Below are 15,488 nucleotides of genomic sequence, written 5' to 3' on the forward strand. Positions count from 1 at the left end.
CGGCAATGAGCAGTCCGACAACCGAACCAAAAAACACCGCAGACCGCTACGCCGCGCTCCTCACCGAAGCCGCGTCGATTCGCGGCGTGTCGCTGTGGCTCGATGCCTGGCGTCGACTGCGCAAAAACTACGCGGCCATGGCGTCTCTGTTTGGGCTGATCGCGATCGTACTGCTGGCCTTCTTCACACCCATCCTGCCGCTGCAGTCGCCGCAGTTCATTCGCCTGACGAAGGCCGATCAATACCAGCCGCCGCGCTTCACCAAGACCGAGCTCGGCATCACCCGCGCTGGCGTGCAAAAGTTTGAGGAAGAACTGCGCGACCTGCAATCGCAACTCGGTTCGCTGAGCGGCGACGAGCTCAAAGCGAAAAAACTCGATATCGAAAGCAAACATCGTGACCATCCGTTTTATAAACTCTGGAACAACCCCGGCCCGCTGGTGTGGCAGCTGCTGAAGCTTCGCCTCGCTATTTTTGGCGACTGGTGTTTGCCCTCGATCTGCGGTACCGATGAACTCGGCCGTGATGTTCTCTCGCGGATCTTCTGGGGGGCGCGCGTCTCGCTGATGGTTGGCATTCTCGCCGCGCTCGTCTCGCTGGTTATCGGCGTGAGCTACGGCGCGACGGCGGGTTACGCGGGAGGCACGATCGATGCCGCGATGATGCGCATCGTCGACGTGCTTTATTCGATTCCGTTCATTTTTATCGTGATCAACCTGATCATGCTCCTCCGCGACGATTACTACAAAGCAGCCATGGCCCGTTGGGGACTGAACGAAATCACGCTGTTCTATATCGTGATCGGCGCACTCTTCTGGCTGACGATGTCGCGCGTGGTGCGCGGTCAGGTGATCTCGCTGAAGCACGAACAGTTTGTCGATGCCGCCCGCACCATCGGCGCCGGCAGCCAGCGCATCATCTTCCGCCACATCGTGCCCAACGTGCTGGGGGTGGTGATCGTCTATCTCACGCTCACCATTCCCAGTGTGATGCTCTTCGAAGCCTTTCTCTCCTTCCTCGGCTTCGGCGTGCAACCGCCGAATGTCTCGTGGGGTTTGCTGGTGAACGACGGCATTAAAGTCATCACACCGATCGGCATTCACTGGTGGCTGGTCCTCTTTCCCGGCCTGGCGCTGGCGCTGACGCTCTTTGCGCTCAATTACCTCGGCGATGGCCTGCGCGATGCACTCGATCCGCGCATGAAGAACCGCTAACGCGAAATGTAGGGTGGGTCGAGCGGTACTCCGCGAGGCCCACCAAATGTAGCTGGTGACGAATGGTGGGCCTCGCGGAGTACCGCTCGACCCACCCTACGATTTACACCCGTTGTCGCCAGGGCGAATGCACCGTGACTAACAAACTGCAAGCGAGCAACAGCACGCCGATCCACAGATAGTCGGGAATGGCCAGCGCGGCACAACCACACAGCGCGAGCACCAGTTGTGGATACGCAATCACCCAATCCCGCAGACTCGCGCTCCGGGCCGATTGCGTGATGATCAGCGCGCCGAGCAGCAAACCGCCGGCGATGAGCCATTGCCACAGCAGGTTGGTGGTGGGGGCTGCCGTTGGGCGCACCACGGTCAAGCTGACGAGTTCACCAGCCGAGCTCGTGCGGAGTTCCTGTAGCGGCCGGGCGGCGACTTCGCTCAGATTGTCGAGCACCGGCGCGGGACGACTTGCTTTGCTATCGGGCAACGCCGCGTTCAACTGGTCAGACATTTCGTTTTCGAGCGCTTGCAGCCGAGCTGCGATCATCGGCGCGAAAGGGGACGTCGGCGGGCGTTTGCGAATGATTTCCAGTTCGCGATCCCAATGCCGCCGCCAAAGCGCGAGCCAGGTGCTGGCCGACTCGGTGTGATTGCCTGCCGGCGCATCGGCGGCCCCTTCGGCCATTTCGACCAAGGCTTCGAAGGGGGCGAGCGCTTCGTCCGGCGGCGCGATGTTGGCGCGGGCCATGCTGGGAGGAAGCTGCAGCTGCGCAGGTCCGAGAATCTGCCAGCGGGTGTGCGCGATGGGAACATTCGCGACGCGCGGCGCGGAAAATTCCCAGCGGCCACTGGTGTCGTCAGCCGTCGCGAGCACACCGCGATAAATCACTTGCACCCACTGCGGCCAACTGTCGGAATGGAGCTCGACAGTCGCAGCGCCGCCGATGCCGGGTTCGCGGCGGAGCGGCGTGGGGACGTCGTTGACGATGGCGGCCACCAGCTCATGCGCCGGCGGCGGTTGCAGCAGCAGCGTCTTCGCGCCGCTGGGAAGGACCATCAATTTCGTCTGTCCCACGACTCGCCGATCGGCTTGCCATGTGACCTGATGTTCGGCGAGCAGAATTCGCGGCTGTTCGCGGCGCACGCGTTCGGGCCGCGCCGATGCGCGATACCGATCGATGATCGCTTCGTAGGTCAGCTCCGGCCCGACGGCTAGGTTGGTGAATTCCTCGGGCAGTTCACCCCGTGGCTGCAGCCCCGCCGTTTGCCATTGCAGCGGCGAATCGGCACCGCGGCGCGGTAGTGCGATGAAGCGCTGTAGCGAATCGTGATTGCCGATGAGATCGATCACCGGCAGGCGAATGAGCTCCTGCTCGACCGCGAGCGGAGCTTTGATTTGCAGCAGCAGTTGATCGGTCGCCGGCTTGTCGAGTTGCACGCGGAGCAAATTGCGAGATTGCCCCGGCAGCGATTCGAGGTGGTAGCGGGCAGTGGGCTCGATATCGAATGGCCCTTCCCAGTCGCGCGGGATGGAGAATTGCAGTTCGTCGAACGTGCCGCCGGGGCTGCGGAGCTTGGCGATTACCTCGAGTTGCCAATCGTCGTCTTCGGTGAGGACGCGAGTCAGCAGTTCGCCCGAGTAACCGATCAGCGCCGCGCCGAGCGTGATGGGAATTGGCTGCGGCACGGGACCGGGGCGCGGGTTACTCCAATCGAGGCGGGCGAAGATTCGATCGGCGGTTGCAGGCTCATCGGCCGTCGGCGTGATCGCCACTTCTTTCCAACCAGTGAGCTTGCCGAGCGTGATCGCAGCGCCGGCCCGCTTGCGAAGCGTGCAGTCGTAATGCTGCACGTCGATCTCGCTCGTTTGCAGCACCGGCAAGGTCAGCGACTTGCCCGCGACATGCGCGCGATCGGCGAAGACTTCTACCTGCCAGGCCGCGGTGCGTGTTTCATCGAGCAAGATCGTCAGCAAGCCATCCGCATGGCGGAACCAACGGCTGGCGACGGCAGCATCGGTTTGCGAAACCGTCACGCGGCGGACGATGAGTTGCGGTGGCAGTTGAAAGCGAAGTTGATTGACACTCGCGGGCAACAGCGGACCGCTGACGCGATAACGCACGCTGGTTTGTTCGGGAGTGAGAGTCCACTCGATTTGCTGCGACGCTTGCAGGCGATTGGGCGTGGCGATGACCGCCAGCGTGGGTCGCGGCGCATCGGCTGTGCTGCGAAACGCGTGTACCGGCGCGAGCGAAGGATCGCCCCAATTCTGCAGAAACTCGGCCGCGGGGAGCGTGCCCGGTTTGCCGTTCCACTGCAGGCTGGGCGCGATCCACGCCGCTTGCCAGTCGCGCGTGATGCGTTCGGCAATCGGCTCGATGCGAGGCGGTTGTAGATTGCCGATGCCAGTCGAACCGACGAGCAAAAACGAAGCACTGATGTGAACGTCGCCGGTCGCCGGTTTGTCGAGCACGAAGTGATGCAGATTGGTTTCGCCCTCGTCGGTGAATTGGCGGACGACATTCACGCCATAGCCGGTCGGCAGCAATCGGAAACGGGGGTCGGCGCGGACCACTACTTCACGCAACTTACCGGTGAGGGGCCGGAATTGCCATTTTCCTTCGACGACGACCGAGCTGGGACGCATTCGCCAGAGGAGCAATTGCTCGACTTCGACGACAGGCGCGGGCTCCGTTGCCGTTCGCGACCAGGTGACGCTCAGTTGATCGCTGCCGCCGAGTTCGACTGCGGCCGTAGTGCTGGTGGAGCTTCGTTCGCCGCCCCGAGCGCTGGCAATAACCACATGCTCGCCCGAGGGCAATTCGGGAACAACGACTCGGCTGCTTGTCACCGGCGGAATGCGAATCTTCGCACCGACCGCGCCATCTTTTTGCGGCGTGGCCAGCGCAAGACCGATTTCGAGGCGCTTGCGGCCGAGGCCCGTGAACTCGATTTGTAGAGCATCGCCCGCGGCAGACCATGTCGCTGAGGCGGCCTCGCCCTCAATCTTCACACCTGGGTCGCTCAGGCGAACCTGCTCGCGCTGGAATGGCAGGCGAACGACGCTCTGTTCCTGAAATATCTCCACTTCAAAGCTGGCCACCAGTCCTTGCAGCTCGGCGGGAAGATCGGCGGTGCCGGTGCTCCAGCGCAGCTCATACTGAGCGCTGCGGACAAGCCAGGCCGGGTGCTCGCCACTGCGTGTTTCGGCGCGAAAGAGTGCGGCATACAAACCGGGCGATACATAGACGTAATCGGTCGGCTGTTGCTCGGCATCGACGGGAATGACGACGCGCCAGGGCTTGGTTGTTTTTTCTTCGGCTGCCGAAGGACGATGCTGCGCCTGCACGAGCAACGCGAGCGCGCCGCCAGCGAAAAACAGTCTCGCAGCGGTCTGCCAGGCAAAACCCGTGGTCGTGGGTGAGGGTTGCGGCGCCGTGGGCTGCTTGAGCGGTCGAAGAAAAAGCTGCCAGGCAAAACCGGTGAGCCAACCCGCGAGCGCGGCCAGCGCGAAACTCCCCCACGGTTCGCCGGGGAGCCACGAGATGGCCAGCAGTGCACAGGCTGCGCTGAGGTGGCGAAATGAGCTCCATTCGCGCAGTCGGATGGCGAGTCCCGCCACGGCAATCGCCAGCACCAGACCGAGCAATCCGAACCAGGCCGGAGAATAAACGACAATCGTTTCGGCTGCCGTGGTCGGTAGATCGCGCGAGATCACCGCACTCGAGTTGCGCGGCCAAAGCAGGGCCAGCAGCGAATCGGCAAACAAGCTTCGACTTTCCTCGGGCTTCAGCTCGCTCGAGCCGGGCCAAGGTTGCCAATTGCCGGGCAGGCGAATTTGCCAGTCGCTTTGCAGAATCGGCAATCGCGTGGTGGGGATCGGCGCGAGCCAGCGGGCAGTCAGCCAAGCGCGCTCGCGGCTGGCGGGCGATGTGTATTCGATCCGCACGCGCGGATTGCTGTTGCTCGTCGCGCTGCCGTTGCTTGCTCCGTTGTTTCCACGCAGGGGAATCGACAGCCAGCGAGGATCGCTGGTGCGCGAGAAGGCGAGGACTTCGCGGCCGTCGACAGTGGCCCGCGCGAGACGAGCTTGCTCGGGTAGCCGCAGCTCAAGCACTTCGACATTGCCGGTCACGTCGTAGCGTGCTTCGTGTCGGCCGGCGCCGGTGGGGGCAAACTCGCTGTCGAGATCGCACAGGCTGATCCAACCGGCAAAGGCCCGCTGCGAATCGGGGAGCGCGGAGATGGTGAGTTTTGCCTCTTGGCCCGGTTGATAGCGATAACGGGCGCGAAGATCTTGATTCGCCGCGGCAAACGGCAGCGGCCGAAGACGTTCGGCATGCCAGGCATATGGGCCATCGAGCGCGCCGAAGATCTCCAGGTGCGCGGCGTGCGCGGTGGCTTCGGGGAGCTCGACGAGCGGTGTCGCCGTGGGTGCGGTCAGTTGCTCGGTCCACTGCGCTTTGACGACGAAAGAATTGTCGCGGGCCCGCGGCAACTCGACACGATAGAGCGCGGGCTGCACCGCATCGGCGGCCATCATCGCTTCGACGCGTTGCGCGACTAGCGGCCGATCGTCACCCGCGAGGAACCAATCGGGATCGGTCGCCGGCGCGGGTCGCAGCTGCACGAGCAGACTGGCCACGGCGGACGACTCGGGTTCGCACTGCAGCTGTAGTTCGTACTCGATCCGTTCCGGCGCGAGATGAATTTGCAGCGTCGAATCGGCAGCGTAATGCGCCGAGCCCGGCGTGAGTTGAAAGCGTGGTTGACGAGCGGCATCGGTCAAACGAACAAGCCAACTGCCGGGAGGCGATTCACTTAGCGCGCGAACTTTGGCTGGTAGAGTCGCGGTGGTGAGAAACTCCAGACCATCGGCAGTGAGGAGTTTCGGTTCGAAGCTGGAATCGGCGAGCTGCAGGGTGACATAGCGCTGCGTGGTGGCCGCGGCTGGAAAACGCAACGGCTGGAGCATGTCGTCGCTCCAGTTTTCGGCGCCGGTCGCGCGAACGTGCCGGAGCCGAGCGTTGATACGTACGGGCCGGACCGAGCGGAGAGGTTGCCGCAGCTGCAGCGTGATGACTTGGAAATTGCCGCGGGGCCGTACGACGCGGTCCTCGAGCAATTCGGGTGGCGAGGTTTCGACCGAGTCGATCACCCAGCTCCGCGGCACTTCGCATTCGACGCTGAATTGCTGGCCGCTGCTCACCGAGAGCTCGGCGCCGACCTGCGCCACGATTTGTTTCGGCTCGACCTGCAGCGTGACCAGGCTGGTCGCTTCGAGCGGCATGGGCGTTGGCGCGGGCTGCACTTCGATGACGGCGTTTTGTCGTTCGAGTTGATATTGCAGCAGGTCCATTCCCGAGCTGTCGCTGGCGAGCGTGGTCGCCGACAGCCGGCCGCCGGGACCGGCTACTGCATCGAGCTGCAGCCAGCGCGGCGAAGCAATGTTGATGCGCCCTTCTTGCCAGAGCGCGTCTTCGATTGTGGCCCGCGGCAACGACCATTTTTGCGGCGACTGTGGCCAATCGGCGACGGCGGTGAGTTGAATCAAACGACTCGGGCCGATCAGCGGTTCGGGCAGCGCGATGATCGCGAGTGGTTCGCCGCTAGCTGTTTTTTCGCTCGTCCACGAGAGGGATTGTTCGCCCCAGCGGATGGTTGTCCACTGCAGCCGCGGATCGTGACGAACGCGGATTTGCCGGAGCGGTGCGCGATTGATATCGAGCTCGAGCGAAAGTTCCAGATCCATCTGGCCGGGCGTGAAGACATAGCTGCCGGTCTCGCGGACGAGGACCAGCGGCGGCGTTTGAGCATCGGCCTGGCGGGGCTGCGCGAGCAACTCGACGCGATTGCCGCCGGCGATCTCGATTTGCCAGAGCGATTCGGCTTCGCTGTTTTTGGACGAGGCACTCGGCGTTTCGCGGAGGATGGCCTGATCGCTGGTGAGGAGCCAATTGGCTGGGACTCGCAGTTCCAAATGCTGCCGTGCTGCGGGTGGCAGATCGAGGGCAAACTTCAAGCGGCCTCGCTCGTCGCGCCGGCCACGCAACGACCACGGGAACTGCAACACGCCCGATTGCGGTACGCCGAGGAGCAGTTGTTGTTTGTCGTTTTGGCCGAAGGTCGCGGAGTTCAGGTTGGAGTCACTGCCGGCAGCGTCGCTCTCTTTCCAATTCGGCAAACCGATGGCGAGGCTGCAGGGCGACAGCGTCAGCCAGGCGAGATCGGGAGCATTTGCTACGTTGCGGCGATCGATTTTAAGTTCCGCCGTTCCTTGCGTCAGCTGATCGGTCTTCAGCGTGGCGCGATACAAGGCAGAGGTGATGACAGCGCCAGGCGGAGCGACCGGCGGTGCCGTGACGACTGCGAACCTCGCCATGCGTCGTTCGAATTCCGCGCGCGGCAGTGGCAGCAACCCGCGGGCTTCGGGATCGAGTTGATCGACGGGGACGAAGATTTTGCGTACCGACTGCGGCGTGAGTTCTTTCGGCGCCTCGACGGGCGCGACAGGCGGCTGAGCGCTGGCGAACGCTGCGGCGAATGCGAATAACAGCGCGCAGCAAATGGCTGCGACACGGTTCACGACTCCACCTCATGCGGCGACGATGGCAAGACCGGGGCCGCTGCCGTTGTTTGCGGCGGTGGAGCAGCAGAGCGGCCAGCCGTCGAGCGCGGCCCCGTCAACTGCGAATGCGTACGGCTCACGGAAACAGGAGCAGCAGGCACCTGCCCAGTCCAGAGCCAGCGGAGCGCGCCGATGACGGCGACAATCACCAGGCCGAGGCCGAAGAGTTGCGCGACAAAGAGCATCGTCTGCGGCGCAGCAAAGCCGAAGGCAAACAGAAGCGAAGCGAGCACCAGCAAGCCGGTGGAGCTGCGGACTTGTGGCACGTGCAAGATGAGCAATCCCAGCGCGAGACCAAGGCCCGAGAGCCAAATGGCGAGGACGCGCTGGCTGGTCGTGCGCAAATGCAGCTCGGGCGAACTGCCAACCGTGGAATACAGGTAGCTGTTGAGCGAAGCCGGGAGTGGTTCTTGTCGGCTGGCGCCGTACGTATCTTCCAGCAAGCGCTGGTCATAGAGGGAGACACGCGACCAGTAGTAGTCACGCCATGCCCATTTCATTTCGGGCGCGTAGTCGAGCGGATCGAACAATAAGTGCTCGTGCGAAGGCAACACGATTTGCCACTGCACGCGCTGCGGCTCGATGCGCTGCGTCGAGTTCGGCAACTCGACCTGCGGCGGCGAGAGACGATGATCGGAGATCCAGGACGAGGCATTGGTGCGGCGCATTGAATACCAAAGCTCAACGACTTGCGGCTGTGAACTCGCGCCACCCAGTTCGATGCGCACGGTCCGTTCGCCGCTGGTGGTGGAAGTGACGCCCTTGCCGTTGAGGAGCATCTGCACATTGCTATCGGCGACGGCGACTGGCAGGCGAACGACAATCGCCGGCGCTGCCGTGCGCAGTTGCAGCACGCAGCGGTCCTGGCGTTGTTGCGGCGACAGCCAAGTTTGCATCCAGAGGCGATCGATCACCAAACCGCTGACCTCAGGTGTTTGCAGCAGCGCGACATTCAAGTCGATCGCGGTCAGTTGTTGATCGGTTTTCCCAGCGAGTACGCCGCGCTCACTCGGCAGCAGTTCGTCGCCCCCGGAACTTTCCGGCGCTGTTACACGCAGTTCATCAGCATGTTCCACGCGAACGCTTTGCCCGACGAAGCGATCGACCTCGCCAGCCGCGGGAACGATCAGCGGAATGTGCAACGTGCTGGCATCTGTTTTCCATTCGGGCGACGGCAGCGTATAGCGCACCGTGAGCGTGACGCGGCCGAGCCGCGATTGCGTATCGAGAATTTCGAGGAGCTCGGGGCCTTCTTCGGGCGGCGGCGCGGGGCGATGTTCGAGCAATTGCGTGCCGAGCAAAACCTGCAAGCCCTTCGGCTCGGAGAGGCCCGGCGGCAGCGCGAGGAAGTAAGTTCGCTTGCCTTCGAAGGAGATTTGATAATCGAACTGCTGTTGCACTTCGATGGGCCCGCGGCGGAGTTTCACCGTGGTTGCGGCTTGCACGCTGGTATGTCGCGAACGAACGCGCCGCGTGCCGACGAAGGCGATGGCTTCGGCGGAACCGAGATCGCGATAGAGGAGCGGCGGTTGCTGCCGCTGATTCGCGTTCACCGCTGGCGGTGTGGCAGGAGTGGCATCGGCGACCAGTCCCTTGAGCTCGGCGACGACCGGCGCGAGCTCGACATTATCGGCTGGCTGCACGCTGATGCCGGCCGGGGCCGAAGTATCGACCTGCGGCCGTGGCAACGAAAAGCGAGTCGTCGCGCTATCGGCGGGCAAAGCTTGATGCGCCGAGATGCGATAGGTCAGTTCTCCCTTGGCGACATCGACCTGCGCGAGGGGCAGCGCAAGCGAGGTGCTGCCGTCGCCGGGGGGCAATGGTTGCTCGGTCGTGTTTTCGCCGCTGATGCTGTCGATCCGCCAACCGGCGAGATCGAGATTGGTGGTCGTCGCCTTGGGTCCGCGAATGCGGAAGCGGAACGAAGCTTCGAGCCGCAGCTGGGTGGCATCGACAAAGACCTGGTAGTTCGGTTCGACGGCAACACGCGTGGGGCGCGGCGCGACCGAGAGCTTGAGATCGAGTGGTTGTTTGAAATATTGAAACCGCGCAACAGGCCGGCCGGCGGTCGCAATCGAATCGGTGAGTTCCACGCGACGGGTCGCGTTTTCGTCGGCCCAACTCAGATTCCAATCTCCTTCGACGAGAAAATCGATGTTCCCTTGCTGCCGCTGTGCACCAATGACTTCGAATCGCGCGGGGCGGAGCGAAGTGTCGGTCATGTTGGGCGACACATCCTGCTCGGCGAGCAGCCGAACTTCGATCGGGCCGTTGGTGGGGCGATCGAAACGAACATCAATGAGCGAGCCGTTGCCCGGTTTGCCGCTGTCGCCAGCGGGAGTGAGTGTGTAACCCGTGGTCGGCGCGGGGACGAGCTGCATGCCAGGGGGCAATCGAACGGAAACCGTTTCGAGCGGTTTGCCGACGGCGCGCAGTTTCAAACGTGCTTCGGCGCTAAGGCGGTTACGACTCTCGACGCGAACGGTGATTTCACCGCTGGCATCGAGCGAGGGTTTGATGTCGGCGGCGGCGCCTTTGCCGGCCAACCAAGCGAGATGCAAATCGCCGGCAGGGCCTACGATGGCGATTTCGCTTTGATTGCTGGAGAGGGACTTCGTCGAAAGGATTCCTTCGCTGGCGTTGCGCAGATTGGCGATGACCTGACCGAGCGGCACTTGCAGCTTCACTGCCGATTCGGTGCCGCGGGGCAGGTTCAGTTGCAGACGGCGCTCGGTGCCCGATTCCGTAATGGGTGTGGCGAGTCGCAGCTGCAGTTGATGGGCTTTGCCTTGCCCCTTGAGCCACAGCACATAACCTTCGCCATCGGCGCCGACATTTAAGACGTGTTCGCCGGGGCCCTGGTGTTTGGCTGGTTCCAGCAGCGCGCTCCCCGCGAATCGCAGCGGCACACGCACCCAACCGTCTTGCCGCACGCGCACTGTGGCGTTCACCTGCAGCTCGGCCGTGGCGCCTTCTACTTTACCGGCGATCGTCAGCGAATCGATGGCAAACGGCGGTGGCGGCGGCGGGGCTAGTTGCTTCTGAATTTGCAGGAGTTTTTCAAAATCTTCGAACGAGAGACCGATGACCGGGACGAGATTTCCCTTGCTGTCGCGCAGCAGGTAAGTGTCGAGCTCGCTGGCCGCTTTTTGTTGTGAAAATGTTGGCGCTGCGGGACCGGCCACGGCGGGCTTGGGATCTGGTTGCTTGGCGGGTTCTTTTTCGGGCGTCTCTTGCGCGCACAAACCCGCTGCCAGAATTCCTGCGAACAGAATTCCGCCAATCAGGGTTGCGAGTCGGCCTGCGACAGACCGGCGCGTCGAGATGCTCAGCCTGCCAAAACGCACCAGCGGCCCACCTTTGTGCGAAGAACGCACGACGAGAAGAGTTTGCACACAATCCCCAGTTTAACTGGCTGGACCCGGGGAACAACCAGCAAGTAGGTTGCCGCCCGGCTGGATTACTTGGCTAGCCGCCGCAGAAAAGTTACACACGGCGTAAGCCCTCTCCCCAATCGGCGGGAGGCGGAAGATTCCGAAAAATTCGCTAGCGGTTGGGAACTTAACGGCGGTTTGCCGCGTCGGAGAGTTGTTTTGTGTGTTCGGTCTGCTTACGATGGATATCTGTCGTGGGACGTTCGTCAGGAAGAGGAACGTCCGCCAGCGGGTAACGATGATTCAATTCTTTCCCAGGGTGTGCCGGAACACATGCCCTAGGGGTGAGTCTCCGTCTGGTTGGACAATCTCTAATGCAATGGGCTTTTTCTCGCCGTAATCGTCACAGCGTTGCTGTGAATTATCCGCGCCGTACGCGCCGCAATGATCGTGCGCGCGATCAGCATTTGGAAAACTCCAAACGCAAGTTGCGTCGACGCGCGCTGTTTGAAACGCTCGAAGAGCGGACTGTCTTTGCGCCCCTCGGCGCCATGCCCGATGACACGGGCGACTACATGTTGGGCGACGTGCTGGTCACCGTCGTGCTGATGGAATCCGATCCGACGCTGCCCGGTGCCGACGTGAGCACCGAAAACTGGACCCAGTCCACCATCAACGCGGTGAAGACCAAAGTTCAAGACGGCATGAACTACTGGAAGCAGACGCTGGCGAATGCGACCCAGTTCTACAACAACCCAGACATGCCGCTGCTCAATTTCAAGTTCGACTTTACCTGGGCCGATAATCCCGTTCCGACGCAATACGAGCCGATCAACCGCTACGCGTCGTATCACGAATTGTGGATCAACGATTTTCTCAATCAGCCCAACGTCAATTTCGCCAACTCGCTCGACATCTATAAGGATGTCAAAGCCTTCAATAATTTCCAGCGCGAGAAGTATGGCACGGATTGGGCCTTCACGATCTTCGTGGCCAATAGCACCAACAGTGTGGACGACTTTTTCCCGGTAAATCCGACGCCCGCCGTGGGCGAAGTGACCTATCGCGGCGCTTATGCGTTTCTCGGCGGCCAATTCTTGGTTGTGCCGTCGGACCGGCCGACGACGACGTTTGCTCACGAAGCCGGGCATATTTTCTACGCGCTCGATGAATACACGGGCGGCCACTCGTATTATCAGAAGTCCGGTTACTACAACGCCCAGAATCTGAACGGCGCGACGAATAATCCGACGGCGAATTTTCTCAATTCGCAACAGCCCAGCATCATGGGGACGGGGACCGGCCAGCAGACGGCCTTCAACACCTTCGTCACCTCCACTTCGTCGATGGCCACCATCGGCTGGCGCGACAGCGATGGCGACGGCGTGATGGACGTGCTCGACGTTCCCTTCACGCTGAACGGCGGCGGCAGCTACAACTCGGCGACCGGGACGTACAAGTTCAAGGGAACGAGCAGCGTGCAAACGCTGAAGAACGAAAACACCTTTGGCGGCCAGCACACCGACCTGAACTACAACGACATTAGCATCAACAAGATCCGCCGCGCAGAATACTCGCTCGACGGCGGCGCTTGGACGACGGCTGCCGAGTACACCAATCTGACGACGGCGAATCTCGATCTGACGATCACCGGACTGTCGGCAGGCGCGCACATCCTTAAGATTCGGACATTCGATCAACGGACCGGCGCTAGCTCGCCGGAGTTCGTCGCCGAGATCAACCCAGCCAATGAACCCACGCCGCCAGAGCAAACGACCTATTCGGGCGGCATCAGCGGTTATGCATTCCGCGATGACAACGCCAACGGTGTGTGGGACAACGGCGAACAACCGCTGGTCGATTGGGGCGTGGAACTCCGCACGGTCGACGATACGCTGTTGAAGCTCGCGACCTTGATCGAGCCCAACAACTACTCCGAAAACACGATGCTCAACTCCGTCGAAGCCGGCGTGAATCTAAGCGTCATCGGCGCCACGTCGGGTGGTTCCATGGTGCTCTCGCGCACGGTCACGAACGGCTCGAACAAGATTTTCTACGCCGCCTCGAGTGGCAACGAAACATTCGCGACGAAGCGCGACTTCTCCGGCAACAATCTGTCCGTTGATCGGAAGTTGAAGGCCGAATTTTTGACGCCGACGACCACGGTGAGCCTGACCGCGATCGGCACCGGCGCTAGCGTTGGTCGGCTCGATGCGTACGACGCCAACGGCAATCTGGTGGGCCGCTACACGACGAGTCCCTTGGGCGCCGGCCAAACGGAAGTGATGACCATCACTCACGCCACGGCCGACATCAAGTATGTGATCGCTAGCAGCCATCTCGAAACCGAAGTGATGTTCGATACGTTGTCGATCGGCCCGCAAACGGCCACGACCACGAACGCTGACGGCAGCTTCAATCTGGCCGCGTTGCCAGCCGGCACTTACAACCTGCAGGTCATCACGCATCCCAACTACAATCCGATTTCGCCCATCGAAGGCCGCGTCACCGTTACGGTTACGCCCGGCAGTTCGGCTTCGAACAATCTGTACTTCGCCTATCAGTTCGGCGGCAATCCGTGGCACAACCTGCTCGACCCGCTGAACACCAACGGCACGGGCGGCATCACGGCCTTTGACGCGATCATCGTCATCAACTACTTGATCCTGTATCCGACCGGCAACAGCCTCGTGGCCAGCGAAGCTCAGGCGGGCATGTACATCGACGTCAATAACGACAGCAGGATCACTGCGTTCGATGTCATTCCGATCATCAATTTCCTGAACGAGCATCCCGCCGGCAGCCTCGGTACTGAAGGGGGTGACGGCGGCGAAGGGACCTACGAAACACGAGGTTCCACTAGCAGCGGTTCCGGTACCGGCGGCGGCACGATCTTCAACACAAATACCGACTACGGGAGTCCTGGCGGCGGTGGCAGTGAGAACGCCGGCGGCGAAACTCCAGCCGTTGCCCAGAATGCGGATCAATACTTCGCCAATCACCCGTTGCACGTTTCGCAGCGATTCAAAGACCAATCGCACGAGGACCACGACGACGACGATGCCGACGTGATCGCTTCGGCAACCGACGGCAGCCTGTCGGACGATCACGACGTGATCTTTCAGACGTTGTCGACGACTCAAGACGACGAGTCGAACGACGACACAATCTTCACAACCACGGCCACGCCGCTGACGAATGAGTTGTTGTCGCTCGTCGAACGTCTCCGCCGCTTGAAGGAATCGGCGACTCGCGACAAGGATCAGTTTGATCCTCGTTTGCTCGCCATCCGCACCGCGCTCGGCGACGATTTTGATCCCGTCACGGCGACCAGCGACAAGCTGGCGCAGTTCAAGTTGCTGATGAAGCAGAACTTCCGCCGTAATTAGTTGGTAGTGCGCGGATCGAACGCGTCGCGCAACCCATCTCCCAAGCAGTTAAAGCCCAGCACCGAGAGCGAAATGGCTCCGCCCGGCGCGAGCGCGTACCACACGTTGCGGCTCCAGCTATCTTTGGCCTGCGAGAGCATCGCGCCCCATTCCGCATCAGTCGGATCGCCGCCGAAGCCCAAGAACGACAGGCCGGCCACTTCCAGAATCGCGGTCCCCACACTCAAACTGGCGAGCACCGTGAGCGGCCCGATGAGCGCGGGCAACATCACCCGCGCGAGCAATTGCCCCGTACTCATTCCCATCGCCCGACTGGCCAGCACGTAGTCGAGACTCGCCATTCCCAGCACGGTGGCCCGCGCTTGCCGGGCAAACACAGGAATGTTGATGAGCGCCACGGCCACGATCACGGTCGTTCGTCCTGGCTGCAGCGCTGCCGTGCAAAGCAGCGCGATCAGAATGCTGGGAAAAGTCAGTGCTACATCGATGGCCCGCATCACCAAAGCGTCGGTTCGCCCACTCAAAAATCCCGCCACCGCGCCCAGCGGCGCACCAATGCCCAGGGCGAGCACAATCGACGACACGCCGGCCAGCAGCGACAACCGCGCGCCGTGCAGCACTTGCGTGAGAACATCTTTGCCGAGCGCGTCGGTTCCAAACCAATGCGCCAGCGAAGCCGGGCTCAGGTTGCCGCTGGTTTGATGCAATCCGTGTGGCGAAACGAAATCGGCAGCCACGGCAACGAACACGAGCGTGCCGACAATCACCGCTCCGACATTGGCTGCACGATTGCGCGCAAATCGCTGCCAGGCACGTTGCCAGGGAGTTGCCGGAGGAGCTAGGGAAGCGGTGGTCATGCTAGGAGGAGATTCTAGCGAAGACCTGG

The 15,488-nt window shown here is 62.0% G+C and carries 5 protein-coding genes; 2 read left to right on the forward strand and 3 right to left on the reverse strand.

The annotated features are described in order from the left end of the window. Nucleotides 1-5 precede the first annotated feature (5 nt). Nucleotides 6-1,214, forward strand: coding sequence for an ABC transporter permease (locus M9Q49_RS23210; protein WP_254511320.1), 1,209 nt, complete (start codon nt 6-8; stop codon nt 1,212-1,214). A gap of 103 nt (nt 1,215-1,317) precedes the next feature. On the opposite strand, the gene M9Q49_RS23215 is transcribed toward M9Q49_RS23210, so the two are convergent. Both M9Q49_RS23215 and M9Q49_RS23220 read right to left on the reverse strand, forming a co-directional pair. Further along, on the reverse strand, nt 1,318-7,797 hold the full coding sequence (locus tag M9Q49_RS23215; protein ID WP_254511322.1) for a hypothetical protein: 6,480 nt from the start codon (nt 7,795-7,797) through the stop codon (nt 1,318-1,320). Beyond that, complete coding sequence (locus M9Q49_RS23220) at nt 7,794-11,216, reverse strand: hypothetical protein (protein ID WP_254511324.1); 3,423 nt, start codon at nt 11,214-11,216, stop codon at nt 7,794-7,796. The genes M9Q49_RS23215 and M9Q49_RS23220 overlap by 4 nt, the downstream gene beginning before the upstream one ends. A 371-nt stretch (nt 11,217-11,587) precedes the next feature. Here M9Q49_RS23220 and M9Q49_RS23225 point away from each other — a divergent pair, with 371 nt between their 5' ends. Then, the gene (locus M9Q49_RS23225; protein ID WP_254511326.1) at nt 11,588-14,602 is read left to right on the forward strand and encodes a dockerin type I domain-containing protein; all 3,015 of its coding nucleotides are present in this window, start codon (nt 11,588-11,590) and stop codon (nt 14,600-14,602) included. Here M9Q49_RS23225 and M9Q49_RS23230 read toward each other — a convergent pair. Then, nucleotides 14,599-15,459 (reverse strand): ABC transporter permease, encoded by an 861-nt coding sequence (locus M9Q49_RS23230; protein WP_254511328.1) that lies wholly within the window; start codon nt 15,457-15,459, stop codon nt 14,599-14,601. The genes M9Q49_RS23225 and M9Q49_RS23230 overlap by 4 nt on opposite strands. Nucleotides 15,460-15,488 lie beyond the last annotated feature (29 nt).

Origin of the sequence: Anatilimnocola floriformis (assembly GCF_024256385.1) — a bacterium.
Lineage (GTDB): Bacteria > Planctomycetota > Planctomycetia > Pirellulales > Pirellulaceae > Anatilimnocola > Anatilimnocola floriformis.

Bases quoted from the DNA above. Each gene is read 5' to 3' on its own strand.
- M9Q49_RS23210 (WP_254511320.1), top strand. From the start codon at position 6: ATGAGCAGTCCGACAACCGAACCAAAAAACACCGCAGACCGCTACGCC.
- M9Q49_RS23225 (WP_254511326.1), top strand. From the start codon at position 11,588: ATGCAATGGGCTTTTTCTCGCCGTAATCGTCACAGCGTTGCTGTGAAT.
- M9Q49_RS23230 (WP_254511328.1), bottom strand. From the start codon at position 15,459: ATGACCACCGCTTCCCTAGCTCCTCCGGCAACTCCCTGGCAACGTGCC.